This window comes from Lacipirellula parvula (assembly GCF_009177095.1).
GTDB classification, from domain to species: domain Bacteria; phylum Planctomycetota; class Planctomycetia; order Pirellulales; family Lacipirellulaceae; genus Lacipirellula; species Lacipirellula parvula.
Map to the genome: position 1 here is coordinate 3679423 of NZ_AP021861.1, position 20866 is coordinate 3700288.

Annotated in this window: 18 protein-coding genes, 1 tRNA gene and 1 pseudogene; 9 read left to right on the forward strand and 11 right to left on the reverse strand. The window is 60.8% G+C overall.

The features are described 5' to 3' along the window. The first annotated feature begins 324 nt into the window (after positions 1-324). From PLANPX_RS14415 to PLANPX_RS28035, 6 genes and pseudogenes are all read left to right on the forward strand, one after another. Positions 325-1110 (forward strand): hypothetical protein, encoded by a 786-nt coding sequence (locus PLANPX_RS14415; protein ID WP_152099409.1) that lies wholly within the window; start codon positions 325-327, stop codon positions 1108-1110. Positions 1111-1233: 123 nt separating this feature from the next. Continuing rightward, entirely contained in the window at positions 1234-2919 is a 1686-nt protein-coding gene (locus PLANPX_RS14420; RefSeq protein WP_152099410.1) for an FAD-dependent oxidoreductase, read from the forward strand. A 333-nt stretch (positions 2920-3252) separates the two neighbouring features. Beyond that, positions 3253-3326: transfer RNA gene (locus tag PLANPX_RS14425), tRNA-Asp, on the forward strand. Positions 3327-3748: 422 nt separating this feature from the next. Then, the gene (locus PLANPX_RS14430; RefSeq protein ID WP_152099411.1) at positions 3749-4789 is read left to right on the forward strand and encodes a hypothetical protein; all 1041 of its coding nucleotides are present in this window, start codon (positions 3749-3751) and stop codon (positions 4787-4789) included. A gap of 431 nt (positions 4790-5220) precedes the next feature. Further along, positions 5221-5568: pseudogene (locus PLANPX_RS28455) on the forward strand (PE-PPE domain-containing protein); the annotation flags it as partial. A 60-nt stretch (positions 5569-5628) separates the two neighbouring features. Continuing rightward, on the forward strand, positions 5629-5766 hold the full coding sequence (locus PLANPX_RS28035) for a hypothetical protein (RefSeq protein WP_232536122.1): 138 nt from the start codon (positions 5629-5631) through the stop codon (positions 5764-5766). Between the two features lie 313 nt (positions 5767-6079). Here the strand turns inward: PLANPX_RS28035 and PLANPX_RS14440 are convergent, their stop codons facing one another. Next, positions 6080-6490: a DUF1398 domain-containing protein gene (locus PLANPX_RS14440; protein ID WP_152099413.1), complete on the reverse strand. Its 411-nt coding sequence runs from the start codon at positions 6488-6490 to the stop codon at positions 6080-6082. 65 nt (positions 6491-6555) lie between these two features. After that, positions 6556-6789, reverse strand: coding sequence for a hypothetical protein (locus PLANPX_RS14445; protein WP_152099414.1), 234 nt, complete (start codon positions 6787-6789; stop codon positions 6556-6558). Between the two features lie 1017 nt (positions 6790-7806). On the opposite strand from PLANPX_RS14445, the gene PLANPX_RS14450 reads away from it, so the two are divergent. Continuing rightward, a complete protein-coding gene (locus PLANPX_RS14450) occupies positions 7807-8016 on the forward strand; it encodes a hypothetical protein (protein WP_152099415.1) in 210 nt (69 codons plus the stop codon). 112 nt (positions 8017-8128) lie between these two features. Beyond that, a complete protein-coding gene (locus tag PLANPX_RS14455) occupies positions 8129-8359 on the forward strand; it encodes a hypothetical protein (protein WP_152099416.1) in 231 nt (76 codons plus the stop codon). Between the two features lie 108 nt (positions 8360-8467). On the opposite strand, the gene PLANPX_RS14460 is transcribed toward PLANPX_RS14455, so the two are convergent. The 4 genes from PLANPX_RS14460 to PLANPX_RS14475 form a co-directional block, all read right to left on the reverse strand. Further along, on the reverse strand, positions 8468-8887 hold the full coding sequence (locus PLANPX_RS14460) for a hypothetical protein (RefSeq protein WP_152099417.1): 420 nt from the start codon (positions 8885-8887) through the stop codon (positions 8468-8470). 554 nt (positions 8888-9441) lie between these two features. Then, complete coding sequence (locus PLANPX_RS14465) at positions 9442-10185, reverse strand: hypothetical protein (protein ID WP_152099418.1); 744 nt, start codon at positions 10183-10185, stop codon at positions 9442-9444. A gap of 60 nt (positions 10186-10245) precedes the next feature. Continuing rightward, on the reverse strand, positions 10246-11178 hold the full coding sequence (locus PLANPX_RS14470; protein WP_152099419.1) for a hypothetical protein: 933 nt from the start codon (positions 11176-11178) through the stop codon (positions 10246-10248). A 168-nt stretch (positions 11179-11346) separates the two neighbouring features. Beyond that, positions 11347-13422: an alpha-galactosidase gene (locus PLANPX_RS14475; RefSeq protein WP_152099420.1), complete on the reverse strand. Its 2076-nt coding sequence runs from the start codon at positions 13420-13422 to the stop codon at positions 11347-11349. Positions 13423-13890: 468 nt separating this feature from the next. Here PLANPX_RS14475 and PLANPX_RS27395 point away from each other — a divergent pair, with 468 nt between their 5' ends. Then, entirely contained in the window at positions 13891-15657 is a 1767-nt protein-coding gene (locus PLANPX_RS27395) for a nucleoside monophosphate kinase (protein ID WP_172992071.1), read from the forward strand. A 133-nt stretch (positions 15658-15790) separates the two neighbouring features. On the opposite strand, the gene PLANPX_RS14485 is transcribed toward PLANPX_RS27395, so the two are convergent. From PLANPX_RS14485 to PLANPX_RS14505, 5 genes are all read right to left on the reverse strand, one after another. Continuing rightward, on the reverse strand, positions 15791-16726 hold the full coding sequence (locus PLANPX_RS14485; protein WP_152099421.1) for an SMP-30/gluconolactonase/LRE family protein: 936 nt from the start codon (positions 16724-16726) through the stop codon (positions 15791-15793). Positions 16727-16863: 137 nt separating this feature from the next. After that, positions 16864-17652, reverse strand: a complete 789-nt coding sequence (locus PLANPX_RS14490; RefSeq protein ID WP_152099422.1) for an SDR family NAD(P)-dependent oxidoreductase — start codon at positions 17650-17652, stop codon at positions 16864-16866. 81 nt (positions 17653-17733) lie between these two features. Continuing rightward, positions 17734-18789, reverse strand: coding sequence for a TauD/TfdA family dioxygenase (locus PLANPX_RS14495; RefSeq protein WP_172992072.1), 1056 nt, complete (start codon positions 18787-18789; stop codon positions 17734-17736). 238 nt (positions 18790-19027) lie between these two features. Beyond that, positions 19028-20086: an ABC transporter permease gene (locus PLANPX_RS14500; RefSeq protein WP_152099424.1), complete on the reverse strand. Its 1059-nt coding sequence runs from the start codon at positions 20084-20086 to the stop codon at positions 19028-19030. Then, positions 20086-20856, reverse strand: a complete 771-nt coding sequence (locus PLANPX_RS14505) for an ATP-binding cassette domain-containing protein (RefSeq protein WP_152099425.1) — start codon at positions 20854-20856, stop codon at positions 20086-20088. The genes PLANPX_RS14500 and PLANPX_RS14505 overlap by 1 nt, the downstream gene beginning before the upstream one ends. Positions 20857-20866 lie beyond the last annotated feature (10 nt).

Sequence of the window (20866 nt, forward strand, 5' to 3'; positions counted from 1 at the left end):
GCACGGGAGCTGTGGCCGCAACTCTTATCGCCCCATCGACTTGCGGCATCCTCGCGAATTTCCAGCGACGAGGCACGGGCATTGCCTAAGGGAGCAGAACTGCCGTTTCCATCACCGCCCGCTCCCTCGGACAAATCGTTGCCTCCCCGTCGCCCCCACTCCTGCCGCTTAACTGCCGCGATCCTCGCGATTGGCCTGCTGCATTGTGCGGGCGTTCGCGCGACCGAACCATGTGAGGCGAACGCCCCTACCTACGGATCCCCCTGTGCGGCCGCCACTGCGGTAGTTCCTCCAACGGCTGTCCAGCGCCGTGGCGCTTGGTATGTGGCGACCTCCGTGAACTTCCAAGTCTGCTCTCTGGAGAGCGCCGCCGGTGCCTTTCAGACAGCGGAGGCCTGCGAAAAGTTACGCAGCGAGTTAGCCGCGAAGTGTGGATTCAAGCCCTCCGCTTGGAACCCGCGATGCCACGTCGTACTGCATGCCAGCAGCAAGTCGTACGAAGCGACCGTCGGCGCGGCCGGACGCACGACGTTGGCGTCGGCGCTCGTGAAGCGCGCCCAGGGCGGCATCGCGTCGCGCCAGATCGACGTCCGCAGCGACGTCGACGACTTCCTCACCGCCGCGCTGCCGCACGAGCTCTGCCACGTGCTTCTCGCCGATCATTCGCCCGCGCTCCCGCTGTGGTGTGACGAAGGCATGGCGCTGCAATTCGATTCGCTCGAGAAGCAGCAACTGCACGATCGCGATCTTCGTCGCAGCCTCTCGAGCGGTCGCGCCTTGCCGCTTGCGTCGCTCCTCACGCTCCGCCAGTATCCCGCGGCTGAAGACTGGCCTGCGTTCTACGGCCAGAGCGCTTCTGTCGTCCGCTGCCTGCTGCAACTCGGCGGGCCCGAAAAGCTGCTGCAGTTCGCGGAGTTGCAACAATCGCGCGGCGTTGATGCGGCGTTGCGTGAGCTTTATGGCCTTCGCAACGCCGGCCATCTCGCCGAGATCTGGCACGACTCGCTCCGGGGCTCCTCGGCGACGCCTCTGCAGCTGGCGTTCAGCCCTCCTGTGCCGCCAGCGGATTTAGACCCCGCCAACTTCTTAAAACTCGCCGAGGCCCGCTAGTCGGCCTCTGCTAGTTGCGAGCCGCCGGCCCATCTGTTTAGATGGCACTGGTCTCTTTTGCTTCGCTCGCACCAGCGGCCTGCTATTTCCTGTGGCGGCGAGTTGCACCTGCTGAACACCGACATGTCTGCGCACGTCCTCCTCGCCACCACCATCGCGTTTGCTTTCTGCGCCGCCACAGCTCGTAGCGTGCATGCCGCCGAATCAATCGTCGCCGACGTCGTCGTTTACGGCGGCACATCGGGCGGCGTCGTGGCGGCTGTCCAAGCGGCGCGTCTCGGCAAGTCCGCCATCATCATTGAATCTGGCCGCCACCTCGGCGGCATGACATCCGGCGGCCTCAGTTGGACCGACGTCGGTAACGCTCCCGATCGCATCGACGCGATCGGCGGACTCGCGCGGGAAGTCTACCGGCGAATTGGGGCCGAATACGGCGTTGCTCCCGGCAAAGAATTCGCTCCGCCCGCAACCGACGATGCGACTCGCGTCGGGGTTGATTTTGCCAAACCGGCCTCGCTCTCATTCGAGCCGAAAGTTGCCGAGAAGGTTCTCAACGACCTCGTCGCTGCCGCCAAAGTGAGCGTTTATTATTCCGCGCCTCTCGCATCCGTCGAGAAAGGCGCCAATCGCATCACAGCGCTTGTCGCAGGCAACGGTCAACGGTTTTCCGGCCGAGTCTTTATCGATGCAACCTACGAAGGCGACCTGCTCGCCGCCGCCGGCGTTTCGTCCACCCTCGGGCGTGAGGCGAATGCCCAGTACGGCGAAACTGCCAACGGCATCCAATCCCCGGCGAAGAAACCTCCCGCCGGCCGGTTCGTCGTGCCGCTCGATCCGTACCGCACGAGGGGCGACGCCGCGAGCGGACTGCTTCCTTACTTACTGCAAGCGGGCGACCTCGGCCAAGTTGGCGCGGCGGACCGCAGAATCCAGAGCTACAACTACCGCGTCTGTCTGACCGATCGGGCGGCCAACCGTCTCCCCATCGCACCGCCCGCCGACTACGATGCCGCGAATTACGAACTCCTCGCCCGCTGGATCGCCGCGCGGCAAGCGGCAGGTGAGCGACTGACGCTTCGCAGCTTTCTGAAATACGATCCGCTGCAAAATGGCAAATACGACTTCAACAACCGCTGGCCCATCTCCACCGACTTTATTGGCGGCGCCGATGAGTACCCCGAAGCCAGCCCGGCCAAGCGCGCCGAAATCACGCGCCGCCACGAGGACTACCTCCGCGGCCTGTTCCACTTCTTGGCCACCGACAAGCGCTCGCCGCCGGAAGTCCGCGCCGAGACGTCGCGCTTCGGCCTGTGCCGCGACGAGTTCCTCGACACCGGCGGCTGGCCGCACCAACTCTACGTGCGCGAAGCCCGCCGCATGGTGAGCGACTTCGTGATGACCGAGCATCACTGCACCGGCGCCGCGGTCGCCCCGCACTCGATCGGCCTCGGGACTTACGGCATCGACATGCACGCCGTACGGCGGATCGTCCACGCCGGCCAACCGGTCAATGAAGGGAGCAACAGCGTCTCCGTGCCGCGTCCGTACCCCATCGCCTACGACGCCATCGTGCCGAAGCAGGGCGAGTGCGACAATCTGCTCGCCACGTTCGCGCTTTCCGCCAGCCATGTCGCCTTCGGCTCGATCCGCATGGAGCCGGTCTTCATGACGCTTAGCCAATCGGCTGCCACCGCCGCCGCGCTCGCGATCGACGACGATGTCGCGATCCAGGCGGTCGACTACAAAGAACTCCGCGACCAACTCCTCGCTGACGGACAGGTGCTGGAGTGGGGCCAGCCCGACCGTTAAAGGCGGTGCGGTCGCCCGTTGGCGCGATCAACAACCGGGCAAATGTGCGGAAAAATTTCTTGCTCACGGCGTTGCTCGGAGAGCATCAGTCGCAGCAATTTTGGCCCGAAAATGAGGGCTTCGGCGTGTAGAGCCAGCGGTCGCCGATTCGCGTTCAAAAACAGCCCCTCGCTCGCCGCCACCCCGCTTGTCGATCCCCAGTTCGCGAGCTATATTTCTTGCTTCAGGGGTGCTTCGGCCCCCTGGCCAATGAGCCCCGCGGCGGGCTAGGCCGGTGTCGGAACTTCTGACTGCCGTGAACCTTACGCCCCGTCACGGCCTCTCTCGCTACACGGCGCTGTAGCTCAATTGGTTAGAGCACTGGACTGTCGATCCAGAGGTTGCGGGTTCGAGCCCCGTCAGCGTCGCTGGGAAGAACCCCGTGGTTTTCGACTTCAAATCGAAATCACGGGGTTTTTTCGTGCGCGAAGTTCTTTTTGAGGGACGCCCATTTCCCGCCCCCTCCGCAACGGGTGCGGTAGTATCCTGCCAGCCTTCTCCTTAGCGGCATAACGATTGGTAGCCGGCTTAGCAGCAGCGTGAACCCCTTAGCCGTCGATTGGCGAAATCGGCAACGCACCGATCTTGTCATCTCCCGGTCAACTGAGGGCCGTAAGACTTCGAGAATCCGTTCTCGACTTCAAGAAGCATTCGGCCCTCGCTGTGAGTCGCCGCTATTGTCGATGCACTCGCTGAAAGTGGAAAATAAGAGTGCAATTTTCAACCTAATTAACTACAATCCCAGGCGAGTTCGTGAAACTCTTCTTTTCGGAACAGAAGGAGACGCCTAATGAAACGCTCGCTTATGTGGTGCTGCGCGCTTGCGCTGAGCACCTGTCTCGCGGCCCCTGAACTTGAGGTGGCGGCCGCACCGCTCAATCTGCCGACAGCTACGGGACTTGCGCCCGGCGACTTGCTGATTAGCGATTTCTTCAACGGATGGATTAAGTTTGATCCATCCTCGAATCAGCTCTATTCGTTGCCTTGGCCGACGCTCTTAGGCGCTCCAAAGAACCTAGCAATCGACGTTGATGGTTCGATTCTTTTCAAAGGCCGCCTAGATTCGATCGATCGGCTAAACCCGCGTACTGGGACATCGGCGCCACTAACGCCGCCGGCTTCAACGCCATTGCTCGGCGTTAATTTCTCGATGCTCCCGGACGGCGATCTCCTACTCTTCCAGCAAACGACTTCGGCGAGTCGAAATGGCGATGTTTGGACCGGCGGCACGGATAGCGTGTTCGCGAGGTTCGACCGTGCGTCTGGAACGATTTCGCCGATTCCCATTCCGAATCAGTTTGTGCCGAGGCAAGTGGCCATCGGCGTGAATGGCGAAGTGTACGTCAATGAGTTCTTTCGAGGCGTCCAGCGAATTGACTTGATGACGGGAGAAATGTCGCAGTATCCCCAGGCACAGTTAGGATTCACGAGCCTGCTGGGAGTCTCCCCAAACGACGACTTGATCACCTACAACTTTGTGGATGGGATCGTTCGCTTCAATCCTGAAACAAATGTCAACACAACGATCAAAGCCGGCTCGCTCTTCGGGGCAGCGCCACTCGCGGTTGATGAGCACGGCGATATTTGGGTGAATGACGCTTCCGACGGCCTGACACTGATCGACGGGTCCACAGGAGAAACGTCATTGCTTCTTCCCCGCACGTCGTTTTTTTCGCCCCAAGCGATGATTGTCATCCCGTCGAATTGGACGCCGCCGCCTGTCCCCGAACCAACGACGCTGGCGCTGGCTATCTCCGCCTACGGCGGGCTATGCTTGATCACTTTGCGTTCGCGACGTCCGGGACGAGCGTATACACGGAGCGCTCCCTAGAGAGATCGCTCGCAGTTCGACAGTAAACCAATGAATGCGGGTTCGAGCCCCGTCAGCGTCGCTTCTGAAAACCCTGCGTTTCTCGACTTCAAATCGAAGACGCAGGGTTTTTTCGTGCGCTCGTCGAAATAGACGTTCCGCCGTGCCGATCGACTTCTCACTTTTTGTCACTAAGTCTCCAGCGAGAGACTGCGGGGAGTCCGGCTTTTCCATTGCCTGACTCAGTGTGTGAACAGCCGGGCGTCCGCGAGGAGGGGCGGCGAGGGCTGTGACGACGGCGAGGCCCGTCCGCGACCGCAGAATCTGCATAGGCCGTCCAGCGCGTCGCCTTCTCGCAACGCCCCTCGGTTGCCTCTCCGCATCATTTCGCACAGTAGGCTTTTGTTAATTCCATCTCATCTCTTCTTCAGTACTTTTCGTAGGGTAGTCACATGAAACCAATCGGTTTCGTCGCTGCGGGGAGCCCGAGCGGGCCACGAGCGGGCGCGGACGCGACGGCGGATCGCGAGATCACCGGCCCCGCCACTTCAACCACGTCCAATGCCGGGGACGCGTATACCTCCGCCTTCGCGACTGCGGAGGATTCGAACTCGTCTGCGATAACAGGCTGGAGCGCTGCCGCGGAGTTCGCGCGCAACACCCCAGACCGATCAGATGGCGGGAACCTCAACTTCACACTCATCGGCAACCCGAACAGACCTCAAGGAGGGCTTTGGGAGAGAATGGAGGGACAGCAGAACTCCATCCCCATAGTTTCATTCCCATTCTCTGGCGCGGTTCCATCCTCGTCCGATAGCTGGGTCGCATCCAAAGTTTTGTCCGAAGCCCCAGCGATGCCCATGGCGAATCTCTTCGAACAAATAGCGAGAACGCTTCTTCCCTACAACGGGCTCGCTCCGCAAGCTTCGCCCAACGACGCCGTCACGATCAGCCCCGAAGCGCAAGCGGCGGCCGATGCGTTACTCCCGCCCAGCTAATTGCCCTGGGGCCTTCGCCATTGGACTTGACGTCCAGCGGCGAAGGCTCGTTGCCCAGACGTTAGAACTGTTCGAGCGCCACCCCCTCTCGGCGCGCCCGCTCGTCCTGGCAGGAGATACTTGGCTAGAAATTTAAACCGAGAGCGTTCTACGACCTGCTGAGTTGCGATCGCCTCCACCCTAAAACGCTCGCTGCCGGCTGTAATCCGGACGAAGCGATTTCGCTCCGTGGCCTTCGCGATAGGCTGCATTGACGTGAGCAAGACAAGAAGGGCCGTCGCCAGTCCTTCAGGAGGAACTGGCGACGGTTTTTTCATTGCACCAACTTCGACGGCCCGGCGCCAGGAAACCATTCGGTATGCTGGTCGCCTTGCCTACCAAGGTAAGTAACACGCTGACCGCGCAGGAAGGCGAAGTAACCTTGCACTCCAGCCGCCATCACGCGACGTGAGAAATCGCGATGAACTTGGCCGTGGCGTTGGCTGTCGAGAATGGCCGCCTTGACTTCGTCAGCGTTAAAATCATCGGCGATTGGCGGCATGTCCTCATATCGAACAGGACAAGTCACGACGCAACCTTTCCCATAGAACGTCGTCGCCAGCGCCGTGTAGTCAACAAAGTAATATTCGACGCCCGCGGCGATCAACATACCGACGATTTCGGGAAACGGCTTTGTGCCGTGGTGAGTTGCGTGCGCCGCTTGTTCAATTGCGGTTGAGTCCATGCTGCGGTGTCCGTCGTAGACCTTGCCCAGATGTGCACAAATGTACAACCCCAAAGCGAGTGCGTCTATAGAGCCACCGCCATCCCCAACAACGCAGCGGCGACGCTCATTCCCACTAACGCCGACCGCAGCGTGAACTGGCGACCAACGCGAATTGCGGCAACCGCGGCTAGGGCGAAGACTAGAGCGGGATACCAGAGCGGGAAGAGAAGATTATTCCGCACAAGCCCGAAGTCGCCGCATTCCGCCAGTTCTTGTTTGGCAACCGTCGTGCCCTCGAAGGTTGCGGAATCGGGCATTCTGTAATAGTGGTTCACACCGTACAGAGGCAAGCTCGCCAGACCGCGGTGCAGCTGGTAATTGACCAGCGACCTTCCGCGTTCAATCGTCACGTGCACGAACGCTGGCGAATGTACTATCTCAACGGTAATGCACCAAGGCGTCAAGCGTCCGTAAAGCCACAACGCCAAGCACCCGACGCTCGCCGCGAGGCAAATTGCCGCCAAGGTATAGCGGATAAGCTTAGCCATGAAATCAGTTGCTGCGTTAGGCAGCGTCCTTCAATCTATCAAGCTTGCACATCGTCCGATTCATCGTTAGGCGGTCTGCTAAGCCGGAACGCCACTGCCCGGACGCCGACGACAATCGGCCAAGCCGTCAGGCCCGCCATGACGACTCCTAACGTCGATGAAAAGGCGCCAGTTTCAAGCCTCTACGTCAAGTTCATTGGGCCAAAGCGACCGAAAGACCGCCGTCCCAATTGCGACCAGCGCCGCCACAAGGGCGGTTAGGCACAACATGGTGCGAATGGTGAAACGAATCGATGACATTGACGCCATGATAACCGATCGTCAGCGAACGCGATTCTCCCTACAACGCCGCCGCCATCCCCAGCAAACGCTTCGATTTCTCGATCAATCGGGCCCTCCGCCGGCGGCATTGTGAACATCGACTTTCCGAGTAGGTTCGCAGCTTTCTCGTTGCTGCTCGTCGGTGCTCGCCGATCAATCAACATCGCGGCCTAGGCTTCCGCCGCACGCGACCGCCTCGATTCGACGCCCGCTTCCCTGAGCGCGCCTTCATTCGCATCAACCGCGGTTAATTGCGTTCACCCGCAAATATGGTCGCTTCCACCGCGGAAACACGCAATGGCTAATTCGATACATTCATCTATTATTACAGCGACATGTTTGCGAGCATCGCGCGGATCGGCGGAACGCGACGGCTATCGCCTGTCGGACCTTCGGCGCAACTGCAGAGAGTTCCGCCGTCAGTGAAGTGGATTTGTCGTTCTCCCCAGATTCGATTCGGCGCCTATGCCTGCCTACACGCGGTTGCCAAACGTCTTCGCTTGGGAAGAAGGAGGACGTTGGTACTACGTCCAAGATCGATCGGCCGCCCCGCCAGAGGCTGAAGAAGTTCGCTGTTTTCACGATGGCTTGGCAACCGTGCTGTCGATCAATCGAGGGACCAACGGAGCCTTCATTCGCGATGCGCTGCCGTGGGCGCGAGAAGGGCGCCTATAAAACGGCAAACCGCAATCGCAAACCGACGAATTGCAATCGCTAGCGGCTGACGCGCCGTCTATACTGCTACGCAACCGTTACACACCGGTAACTGTTGCGAAGGGCAGTCGCGATGGGTTCGTCCGTAGTAAGCGAGAGAACATCCGGGCCGTTTACCACTGAGGTAGACGGCCGGCTAATCAAATGCGAGTCGTTGGCCGAAGCGCTAGCGCTCAAGGTCGCAGAGCTAACCGCCACGGCGGGAAATCTTGGGCCCTGCGAAAACCTGCAACCTCAAGAATTGATCGCGGTTGCGCGGAAGTACGGCTACGACGCCATCGCGGACGAAATCGAAAAGCTGTAGCGCCGCCGGTCCCAGCGGCGCGGCGGCGCAGCGTCGCCAAGCGGTAGCGCAGGCGCTCAGCATCTAAAAGCCGAAAAAGTTGCTCTGATCGCCAACGTCCGCCAGCCGCTAGTAGTCGACGCGGCAAACAAAGTCGCCGGCAATGGCGAAGCCGCTGCCTAATCGCGAGCAGCGAATCGGACGCAAGATCACCGGAGGGATATTGAGAAACCCATCCGCAAACTCAACCGCGTAGAGCGCCGCCTCAGTCGCTTTCGGATAGAGCAGCGACATGCCGCCGGTGCTGATGTCGATCGAGTAGGCGAGCGACGGCGCGCCAGTCACGCAAAATTTCTCGTTGAGCGTCACGACGTTGAGCGGAACCGCCACGGCGTATCGCTGCGACTGGCGCAACTCGTGCGACGGCAGTTCGACGCTTTTCGTGCAGTTGCGCAACTGCTCAATGTCTTCGTCGCTGAGGTGCGACGGCGAGACGTCGGCGCGTGGCGTAACGGACTTGTAAATCGTGTTGAAGTCGGATCGGCGCACCCCGCCGTGAAATTCAGATCCGTCGCGCCGCTGCGGGCTAGCCAGCAGCACCGAACCGCAACGCAGGCATTGCCAAGGCGCTGCCGCCAGGTGACGCGACGGCTTGACCAGCGAAACAGGGGCTCCGCACGAACAGCGCTCAATTGTCAGATTGCGCGAATGTACTGGATGGTCTGACAAGTGCGAATACGGCATCCGAAATCCCTACGTGAACACGTAACGGTAACACAATACGTGCGAAACCATAGTTCATAGACTTGGTGGCTGAATCGTCTGTTTTGCAGTTGTCCGCAAGCGAATAAGGACAATTATGCGTTCCAGCCCGCACATCCGGTCCCTGCCCGGGTGTGCGGCTAGCCTCGGCGACGTACTCGCATGCCGGCAGGTCGGACTCGAACATCGCACCGCAAACCGGCGCCGTGAGAGTCACCAGGCATCAGTTTCGCGGCCTCGCGCACAAGCATAAAAAAACGACGCCCCCAGCGCGTTTGCACTGGGGACGTCGTTCTCATACGTCCGCTTGAAAGAAGCTACGAAACCTATCGACGCCGGGCCTACCGACGCCGGCGGCGTTGCGCCAGCCCGACCAGCAGGGCGGAACCAGCCAACGTCGCACACGCTGGCTCCGGCACCGATGCGACCGCTCCGCCGACGCGCTCGATATACCCGTAAGCCCCCGTGAGGTCGAAGCCGTGGCCGTTGCCGCCGTCACCGACGGCGAGATCGATCGTGCCGCCCGCGTTCAGGTGAATCGGAGCGGCGGGAACGAACGTGGGGCCAGCGCCGAGGACTTCGCCCACGCGAATCGCGTTCACCGCTCCACTGTAACTGTCGGCGCCGTTGATCATCACGTGAACGTCGGTCGAAGGGGCGACAATCGAGTTGTTGCCCGTAAAACTGATGTTGAACGTGTAGTCGCCGGCAGTGGGCGCCGTAAATCGCAACGCTCCGTAGACGCCGCCCGCGCCAGGATGGATGGTCAACGAATTAGCCGGCCGACCGCCGCCGTAGGCGTCTTCGGCAAAATTGTCACGGAGATTGAATTCGAGGTTGGCGCCCGGGCCCTCGTCGATCCACTGGACGAAGACTAGGTCGTCGAGCCGTCTGGTGAAAACTGATTTACGCATGGGGACGAACGCCGCGCTGAGCGACGCCTTCGACCCATAGGTCCAGGGCCCGGCGGTGCTAGGGTTTTTGATGCGGTCGACGCCGTCGACCCAGTTGTAAATGACAGCGTACGCCGACTGCGAACCGAGAGCCGCACAGGCGACGAGCGCGAGTAGGAAGCAGCGAATCATGATAATCCCTCGAAATCAGGAATTTGATTGAATGGATGAGGGGCAAATAAAAGGCTTAACTCAGCCAACCAGACCGCGACGGCGCGTCCGCACGGCGACGAGCGACGCGCACGCCATAACGGCGAGCACGGCGCAGCCCGGCTCGGGCACGGCCGCTGCGGCTCCGAAGGACGCCGCTGGACCGAACGTACGCTGCCAGAGGAGGAAGTCTTTGCCGTCGACGACGCCGTCGCTGTTGCCGTCGGCGTTTGGCGCCGGAGGAATGGACGCGGCATGGAACTGCGACTTCCAGACCGTCAGGTCGTCCTTGTCAACGTCTCCATCGCCGTCGTAGTCGCCCTTCGGTTGCGAGGCGCTGGCAATGAAGCCAGCGATGCCGGTGAGATCGGACGCATAGCCGTTGTTGCCCGCACCGACCGCGATATCGATGGTGCCGCCGGCAGCGAGCTGAATCGGCGCCGGCGTGACAAAGTGCTGCCCGACGCCCAACGTCTCGCCGACGCGTGTGCTGTAAACCAAGCCGCTGAACTGCGTGACGCCATTGACGAGGATCACGGCATCGCTGGTCGTCCCGGCGCTGCTGTTCCCCGTGAAGTTAACGTCGAAGGTGTAAAAGTCGGCGGTGGGCGCCGTGAACCGGAGGACGGCATACTCGGCGCTGCTGCCGGGATGCAGCGTCGCCGAGCGCGGGGCCCGCGCCCCGCCGTACGGATCGTAGACCCAGTTGTTCGTCATGTTGAATTCAAGATTGGCGGCCGACAGGTCGTTAATCCACTGAACCTGAACGTATTGGCCGTCGTAAGTCGTCACGGTCGATGTTTCGGCCGCCTCGAACGGCTGCCCGAGCGCAAAGAACGTGCCGTAGCTCCACGGTCCGTTTTGGCTGGGGTTGCTATCGCCGACTCCGGCAACCCAGTCGTAGACGATCGCTTGAGCATTGCGACTGGCCAGCGCGACGGCCAACGCAACCACGAAACAGGTGATGCGAGACATCTAGGGCTCCTCGATAAGGATCTGTGAGGAATACGCCTGGACGCCGCGCCGCGTAAACCGCGGCGCGGCGTTCATCGCCAGACGCATGGACGAAAAGGCCTAACGAACTAATACGAACCAACGCAGGCGTCGGTGACGCCGCTTTGGCGAAACGCCTGAAGTACGGGATTAACCCCCTTGTTCCTTCGTCAGGAAATAAAGTCCCGCGCTCCGTTTTTCTCCGAGTTTCGCGTTCAGCCCTTGATCCATGAGCTTCGCGCCCGACTCGGTCCAGGCGTCGCCGCCGCTGAGCGGCTCAATCCGGTACTGTGCGGCTGGGTCGAGGCCTTGCAACTTCAGCGACTTTTCCGGCTCCTCGTTGTCTTGACGGCGGAAGGCCTGAACGACCGCTTCACCCTTTTCCGGGTTGTTGAATTGCCAAGCAATCCATTCGTTCGTGGCGAGGCTGTGCGGCGTCAGAGGGTAAAAGTCGCTGGAGTAGAGCGGGGAGATCTTCTTGAATTCGCCGACCAAACGACGCAACGAGTCGTAGTCGAGCGCCTTGTCGCGGAGGTCCCAGCAAGCGGTGAAACTCGGCGCGATGTGGCTGCGGAAGTCGTAGCCGCTAACGCCTTCGCCGGTGTTCAGGCCGATGGCGCTCTTACCGACTAGCGTTCCCGTGCCGTGATAGGGAATCCACAGCGAAATACCGTAGGTGTGCGCTTGTTGGCCGGTCGGTTCGAACAGGAAGTCGCTACGTAGCAACGGCACGCTGCGCCGCATCGACTCGAGATCCATCCGCCGACCGCCACTCGCGCAGTTGTCGATGCGGACGTTCGGATGGGCGGCAAGAATCCCGTCCCAGTAGGCGAGGTAGCCTTCAATGTAGTGATTTTCGGCAATGCCTTGCCGATCTTCGGCCTCGCCATTCCGCCAGAACATCAGCGGATCGACGTTAAAATCTTGCCGATACAGATCGATGCCTTGGCTCTCGATCAGATCGTTGACGTGCTTTGTGAGCCACTCGCGAGCTTCTTTGTTGCCTAAGTCCAGGAGGCGCCACCGCTCGTCGTAGGCTTGATTGCCTGGATTCGGCGGCGGAGTGAGCAGCCACTGCGGGCGTTCGTTGTAAAGCCACGAGTTCGGCGCGACGCGTTCCGGCTCGAACCAGACGATAGACTTCACGCCCTTCTCATGGCCGTGATCGGTGATGGCGCGCAGACCGTTCGGGAAGCGATTCTTGTCCACTTCCCAGGTGCCGGTCGTGACCCACGTGCCGTCATTCGGGTACCAGCCCGCATCCATCCACCAGTAGTCGAGCGGAAACTTCTCTTCGAGGTAACGGTCGATGAATTGCTTTTGGTTTTCTTCATTGGCGTTGAGCATCTCGTTGAACTGATGCGAACTGCACGCCACCATTTGCGCGGGCGGAAGCTTGCCTTCCGGACGCGGCAGATTGTGGGCGACCACCCAACGGCGCCAAATGTTCTGGCCGCGAATCCAATCGCCGTCGTAGGCTTGGACGACGATCAGCGGAGTGCGGGCCGATTCGTTCGGGTGCAACTTGAAATGGGCCGCCTCTTGGCCGCCGCGGACGATGAGCTCTCCGGCTTCGTTCCGCTGCATACTGAGATTCCATTGGCCGGGCCAGCCCATGACCACGATGAGCCCTTGCTTGCCCCAGTTGACGTTGAAGTAGGGCCAATCGCCGTTAGTACCGCGTCCGCCGGCGGACGCGAACTTCTTGTCTGTGCCCACGTCGAGCGCGGTTTGATACGGCTCGAAGTCGTTGGGAACGGCCGTCGAACCCTTTTGATGATGCAGCGTCGCCTTCGCATCAAGCGGAATCGCCTGAGTCAGATCGATCGCCTGAATCTCCGAGAGGATCGGGCTATCTTCCTTGCCGACGTTCGTGAAGCGGACGGTCCATTCAACGCTCGGATAGTCTTTGTAATCAACGGCGACGACTTGCGTCTCGAGCCCCGTTTTTGCATCGTTCCATTTCAGCGTCCGGCGAACGGCATAGTCGCCAAGCTTCTCGCTGCTCACGGTCGGCTTCGAGCGGCCGAGCACCGTGGCCGAACTTTCATCGCCCAACTTGAAGCTGAACGGCAGCTTCGCGACGTCGCCGCCGAAGTGCTCGTCGGCCCAACGCGTCGAGGACGCAAGTTCGCCCTCGGCCAAAAAAGAAGAGGCTGTGTCCGCGTGCGCAACGCTCGACATCCAGCCAACGGCCAACAACATCACTAGAGCAGACGATTTCATGATTGCAGTTCTCTGGGCGAACAGGGAGCTAACGGCAAATGAGTTAGCGGCACAAGATACGGCGTTCTCAAACTGGCGACGTCCGGGCTTCCGCGACCGCGACGGCTTCGCCTCTCTGGAAGCAACGGCCGGTGCACCGCCAAGGAAGTCTCGACTCTCGACGGGACGAGAGCTTGCAGCGACGAACGATTCGTGTGGGAAAAGAGAAAGAAACTAGCAGCCGCGAAACCAAAGCCGCGGCAGCGACAAGTCAGCCTACAGCACAAATTATATTACAATTAAATACGCAGCGGAAGGGGGCGTTTTCGAGAAAACTAACGGATCGCTTGGCCTCAATAAAGCGAACGTCGATTGACGCCGGGCGGCACGATAATTATCTTACAATTCAGTTAATTGTAATACAATTACTGGCTCGGCACGCTGTCCGGGGAAAACCCGCAGCTCGGCCTCTACTCGCACGGATTACCGATGAGCCTAATCACCGCCGCTCGCGACGCTTCGCCCGTCACCCGAAACGTTACTTCTCCGCTCCCGCATTCTTCCCGCATTCATCTCGACCTTCTGCAGTTCGATTTCCTGCGGGCGACCGAACTCGCGGCGTTGTGTTGCGCGAAGTGGATCGGGCGTGGAGAGAAAAACGCCGCCGACGCGGCCGCCGTCGACGCCATCCGATCCGTGTTCGACGGCATGGAGATGCGCGGCGAGATCATCATCGGCGAAGGAATTAAGGACGACGCCCCCGGATTGTTCCAGGGCGAGAAAGTCGGCAAGTGGGGACACGAGACGCCGCGCGTGGACATTGCGATCGATCCGCTCGACGGGACGACGAACCTCAGCAAAGGACTCCCTAACGCCATTAGTTGCATCGCCGCCGCTATTCGACATGACGAAAACACCCCGGCTCTGCAGCTAGTCCCATCATTCTACATGCGGAAACTGGCCTATCCGGCCGCGATGGAAGCCGCCTGCCGAAACGACCCATCGCTGCGGCCGGACATCGACGCACCCTTCTGCGACGTGATCGCACAGACTGCGCGAGCGCTCAAGAAAAAGCCGCATGAAGTCGTTGTGATGTGCTTAGATCGTCCCCGCAATCAAGCAATTATTGAAGGAGCGCGCGAAGCAGGCGCGACGCTGCGTCTTATCGTCGACGGCGACATCTTGGCGGCCCTGGCCCCCGCCATCGCCTCTTCGGGCATCGACCTGTACGCCGGCATCGGCGGCGGCCCCGAAGCGGTGCTCGCTGCCGTCGGGCTACGCTGCCTAGGAGGCGAAATGTTGGGCCGGATGTGGACTCGCGATCCCGCTGAGCTTGCCGAATTGCAAGCAGACGGTTGGGGAGAGCGTCTCAACCGCATCTATCGCTCTGCGGATTTGGCGCGGGGACACGACATGCTGTTCGTAGCCAGTGGAATCAGCGACTCCAGCCTGCTGCGAGGCATTTGCCGCGATGGCGCCAATGCGACGACGCACTCAATCCTCATGCGTTCGCAAGCGCCTGCCATCCGTCACATCCAATCGGCCCATCGCGAAACGCCGCCAACGGCGCCGCTAGAACTTTCCCCTGCCGATCAGCGACGCTACGATCGCCCCGCAGTCGCGGCCGTTAACGGCCGAAAGTTGTCAATAAAAGAATCGCCCGCGACTCGCGCTGCCTTCTCTGGAGTCGTGCTTGTCGGCGCCCCAGGCTCCGGCAAAGGAACAATCGGCAAGATTCTCAATCGAATCGACGGGTTTGCCCATATTTCGAGCGGCGACGTCATTCGCCAGTCGATGACGGAAAAGTTGCTCGACGTCGATGGGCAGGCCACGTTGGCGCAGGGAGGGTTTATTTGCGATGCCCAACTCTGGCGATTGTTCGATTCGCACCTGGCGAGCTTGCTGCACAATGACAAAACCTTCGGCTACTCGAAGCAGCTCGTGCTAGACGGCGTGCCGCGCACGCGCAGCCAGGTCGACGAACTAGCCAAACGCGTCGACGTGCGAGCCGTCCTCTACTTTGAATGCAACAACTTGGACGTGCTTCGCGAACGCCTATCGCACCGTTCGCTGGTGGAAGGACGCATCGACGACGGCGTTCAAGAAGTGATGCAAAACCGCTTCCGGCTCTTCGAAGAGGAAACAGCTCCGCTGCTCGAAGCCTACCCGGCGAGCATGGTACATCGCATTGACGCAACGCTGAGACCGGCGCATGTGCTGGCCGACGTGCTCGCTCAGATCAACCGGCTGGGGTAGGGCAGGGCAGGTCGCGATAGCGCCTTCGTCTTCTAGCCCCGGGCTCCGCCCGGGGGTCGGGTAGCACTACGCGCGACAATATCTACCGATTTGGAAACCCACCCCCGGGCGGAGCCCGGGGCTACAGCGAGGCTTACTTCGCGCCTGCCGTCTGGAGCTTGACCGCGAAGAGCGAGCTCGAAGCGCCGATGAACAAAGTCTGCTTATCGGACATGCCGAAGGACAGATTACCGACAGCTTCAGGCGTCAAAATCTTGCCCAGCATTTTGCCCGCCGGATTGAAGATCTGGACGCCATCGCCCGCCCCGACGTAGACGTTGCCGTCGACATCGCAACGGAAACCATCCGGCACCCACGGATTGATATCGGCGAACAGCCGCGGATTCGAGAGCGTGCGGCCGTCAGCCTGCACGTCGAACGCCATCAACCGGTGCGGGCGAAACGCACCGTGCGTCATGCCGGTATCGCCGATGTATAGGATTCGCTCGTCTGGCGAGAAACAGATGCCGTTCGGCTTGTCGAAGTCTTCGCTGGCGATCGTGACTTCCAGCGTATCGGGCGCCACCCGGTAGACGCGGTTGCGGTGTTGTTCCGGCGGTTGGCAGTGGCCGAATTCAGCGACCAACCAGCCGTAGTCGGGATCAGTGAACCAAATGGACCCATCGCTCTTCACCACCACGTCATTGGGCGACGTTAGCTTCTTCCCGTCGTAGGAATCGGCGAGTACCGTCTGCGACCCGTCATGCTCAAACCGCACGACCGAGCGTGCGCGGGTAAGGCAGGAGATGACTCGCCCCTCTGCATCAACCGCATTGCCGTTGGCCGTCTGTGCCGGTTGGCGATAGACGGTCAGGCCTTCGCGCTCCGTCCACTTCATCACGCGATCATTCAGGAAATCGCTGACGACCAAAAATTGTCCTTGCTCGACCCAGCAGACGCCTTCAGAGAACTTGAAATCGTTCGACAGCAACTCCAGCTGCGGGTTGGAACCGAGAATGCGACGGAACTCGTCGCTATAGATTTCGAACGGCGCTGAAGTCGCGGAGGCGGCGAGAGTCGATGCAGACATAATCGGTGCTTCTTGCTGATTAGACTTGTGAAGGACTGCGACGGTGAAAGACGGCGACAAGCAGCGGAGTCGCTGCCCTGGCCAAGCTAGAGCCACGACTACGCTCGTCGAAAACACGCTGCCGGTTAGCAGCAACCTCAGAAATCCCTAAAGAATCCGCCGGCCGTCCAGCCGCCGTCGACAGCCATAATTTGGCCAGTGATGTAGCCGCTTTCCGGAGCGCAGAAGAAGAGAACGCCGTGCGCCATCTCTTCGCACGTTCCGGGCCGGCCGAGGGGGACGTGGCTAAGCAGCCGCTCGGCACGCTCGCGTTCGCTGGCGTTCTCGCCGTAGTACAGCCCCTTCGTCCCCTCGGTCAACGTCGAACCGGGCGCCACGCAATTCACAAGAATATTGTGCGGGCCCAACTCGATCGCGGTCCCTTTGGTCATGTGCACTAGCCCGCCCTTCGCGGCGATAAACGCGCACTGCAGGCGAACCGGCACGATGCCCAGGGACGATGCGATGTTGACGATGCGCCCGCCAGTTCCCTGGCCGATCATCACGTTGCTCACCGCCTGCGTCACCAAGTAGGTGCCGGTGAGGTCGACGTCGACGATTCGCTGCCATTCCTCGAGCGGGAACTTGTCGATGTTGACCCGATGCTTGGCCGTATTGACGCCGGCGTTGTTGATCAGGATGTCGATGCCGCCAAGCTGTTTGACGACGTCGGCGACGCCGTGATCGATGGATTCCTTCTTCGTGATATCCATCGTCACGGCGATCGCGCCGTCAACTTTAGCGGCCGTTTGCTTGGCAAGTTCGCCGTTGACGTCAGTGAAAGCGACTCGCGCGCCGTTGGCCGCAAGGGTCTTCGCAATCGCTTCTCCAATACCTTGCGCGGCGCCCGTCACGAGGGCGCGTTTGCCTTCCAATGCCACTTTCATGTCGTCATGCTTTCCCGGATGAGATAAATTGGCCTCCGCACATCGTGCGGAGGCCTGCGAACCTGACAAGTAATGCTCTTCTTAACCGCGATCATCGGCCGCAAGCGCGGCGAGAATCTTGCGGGGCGGCGAATACGGCTGCCGACCGTGCGAAACAAGCTTATTGTCGCAGATGAGCAAGTCGCCGGCCTTCCAATCGAACATGGTCATCGTCTTGTCGATCGTTTGGCGAATCGTTTCGAGGTCGCTCACCATGATCTCCGATCCATCGGCGTGCGTCGAGTGATAGAAGAACCGTTTTGACAACTCAGGACGCCGACGGTTGGCCTCATCGATCTGCTCGGGAGTCGTGCCGAGGAAATCGCCCTTCCACGGGGCGTATTCCTTATGCAGCAGGTGAGCCTGGTTGAACCAGATCTTCTCGCCGGTGACGCGGTGCGACTTGGTCGTGGGCGAAGGCTTTTGATAGACGCGAACGCCGCCGTCGTCGGTCCATTCGATGCGCCAGCCCCGCTTCTCGGCGAACGCCTCGGCTTCCTTTTTATCGGAAGTTCCGAACATCGTGGGCCAAGTCACTTCGTGGCCCGCTTCCTTCGTGAACGGCAGTTGGCGAGTGAGAATAAGCCCCTTCGACTCAAAGCGTTCGATCAGGTCCTTAGGCAGCCGTTCCAGCACGACCCGCATATCGCAGATCGGCGTTTGACCAGCGCCGCCTGGTTCGATTTCGCAGAAGAACGCGACCTTGTCCGGCGTCGGGTCGGGGAAGCTGGCGGAAGGCTCAAGGTAGCTCATCTCTTGATGGAGCCCGATCGTCATCTGGGCCGGGGCGTCGGTCGACGAGACAATCTTGCCGCTCACCGCGCTGCGAGGCGTGGTGCCGCCGGCGTAGTCGAGCAGCGTGTGCGACACGACCTTCATCACCGCTTCGAAGTCTTCAGCCCCAGTGAGGGACTTGAATCCGCGGAACAGGATGGCTCCGTGCTTTTGGAGCTTCGTTTCAAACTCTTGCCGATTCGCAGCGATCCAATGCAGCAGTTCCTCGCGCGATACGTTCGCCTTCTCCGGCTTGGCTTCGATCACCAACGGAAGAGGGGTGCCGCTGAACGTTTTGAAGGTCGCCAGTTCACTAACTGGCACTGGCTTCTCACTGATCATGATTGCCTCGGTTAATTGAAAATGTCGTCGCACAGAGCTGCGTCGGAATGCCGCGAGAGAAGATGTTTCCGCGCGTAACGCAGAGTGCGAATAGGCCGCCGAATGCCGCCGTCGAATCTAATTGTATTACAATTAAAAATGGGTGCAAGCGGAGAATCCGGGACTTTTTTAAGACTTTTTAACGAAACGGCTTCGGAAGCGAGCTGGCTGCTGGCGACTCTCAGGTCCGCTCCCGCATGGCTAGTTTTTTGCGGAAGCGCTCGCGCGCCTCGTGAGAAAATTGATCGATAGCGACGGCGCCAATCAGTGCCGCTCCTTTGACGACTTCGGCGTATTCCGGGTTAATGCCCAACGCGACGATCCCGCTGTTGATGACGCCCAGGAGCGCCACCGCCAGCATCACGCCGGGAATATTTCCCTCGCCGCCCGTAAACGCCACGCCGCCGAGAATGACGGCCGTGATCACATCCAACTCCATTCCCTCGCCGAATGCGGGGCTAGCGGAGCCGAATCGGCTTGCGGCCAAGACGCCGGCGATGCCGACAATCAGCCCATTCGCCAGGAACACGCCGAGCGTCACGCGACGAACGCGAATTCCGACGGCTTCACAGGCGGCGCGGTTCCCGCCGAGCGCGAGCGTGTATCGGCCAATCGTCGTGCGGGACAGAACCAGGTGAGCCACAACCGCTAACAGCAACAGCAACCAAATAGGCGACGGCACGCCCAGCGGGCGGAGTTGTCCGAGCGTTGCGAACTCCTTCGGCACGCTCCGAACCGAGTAGCCGCCAGTCAGCAACAAGACGGCGCCCCGAATGATCGACATGCTGCCAAGCGTAATGATCAGCGGCGAGAGTTTAATGCGCCACGTCAGCACGCCGTTGATCCAGCCGACGGCGCCGCCGAGCGCGACGCCCGCCATCATCGCCGGCACAGGGCCAATTGTTCGCGCCAGCATCGCGGAAGTGACGCCCACGAGCGCGAATAGCGAGCCGATTGATAAATCAATGCCGCCGCTGATGACCAGGTAGGCCGTGCCGATGGCCGCAATGCCGACGAACGACATTTGCATCGCAACGACAATCAGGTTGTCGCAACTCAGGTACTGCGGCCGGAGAAAGCCGAGAATCCCCAGCGCGATGAGCAGCGCCGCGGCCAAGCCGAGATTACGGACATGGGGCCGCAGCGCGTCCCGCCAGTTGAAGCGCGACGCCGCGTCCGTCGCGAGCGAAGCGTCGACCGCAGGCGCGGCGTTCGAGTTGGCGCCGGGATTCGCGTTCATCAGTTGGCCGCTCCCGTCAGCAGTCCGGTCATGGCGGCCACAACGACGTCACGCCGCGCTTCACGCGTCAGCTCATTCAGGACGAGGCGGCCCTGGCGGAGTGCGACGATGCGATCGGCGACGCTGAACACGTCGTCCAAGTTGTGGCTGATCAACAGCGCCGCCACGCCGCGATCGGCAACGCCGCGAATCAACTTCAGCGTCGCATCGGTTTGGCGCGCCCCCAGCGCCGCCGTCGGCTCGTCGAACATCACGAGTTTGGGCGAGGAAGCCATCGCGCGGGCGATGGCAATCGCCTGGCGCTGCCCGCCGGAAAGCTGCCGCACCGGCGCCATCAAATCGGTGACCGTGGCGCCGACTTCGGCGAGCCTTAGCGCCGCGATTTGCCGCGCGCGTCGCTGGTCGATGAACTTGAGCGGTCCCCACCGACGGACGAGCGGTTCCTGCCCGAGCGTAATATTCGCCGCGGCGCCAAGATTGTCGCAGAGCAGCAAGTGCTGATGGACCGTTTCGACGCCCAACGATCGCGCCCGACGCGGGGTCAAATCGTCAACGCGCTCGTCGCCGAACCAAAGTTTGCCTTGGTCAGGCTGCTGAAAACCGGCGAAGATCCTCACCAGCGTGCTCTTCCCGGCGCCGTTGTCGCCCACGAGCGCTACGACTTCCCCGGCATACAGGTCGAGCGTGACGCCATCTAATGCCTTCACGCCGCCAAAAAACTTGCTGACGGCCTGACAGCGAACGAGCGGCGTTGAGGGAGTCGATTGCATGCTTTGAGAT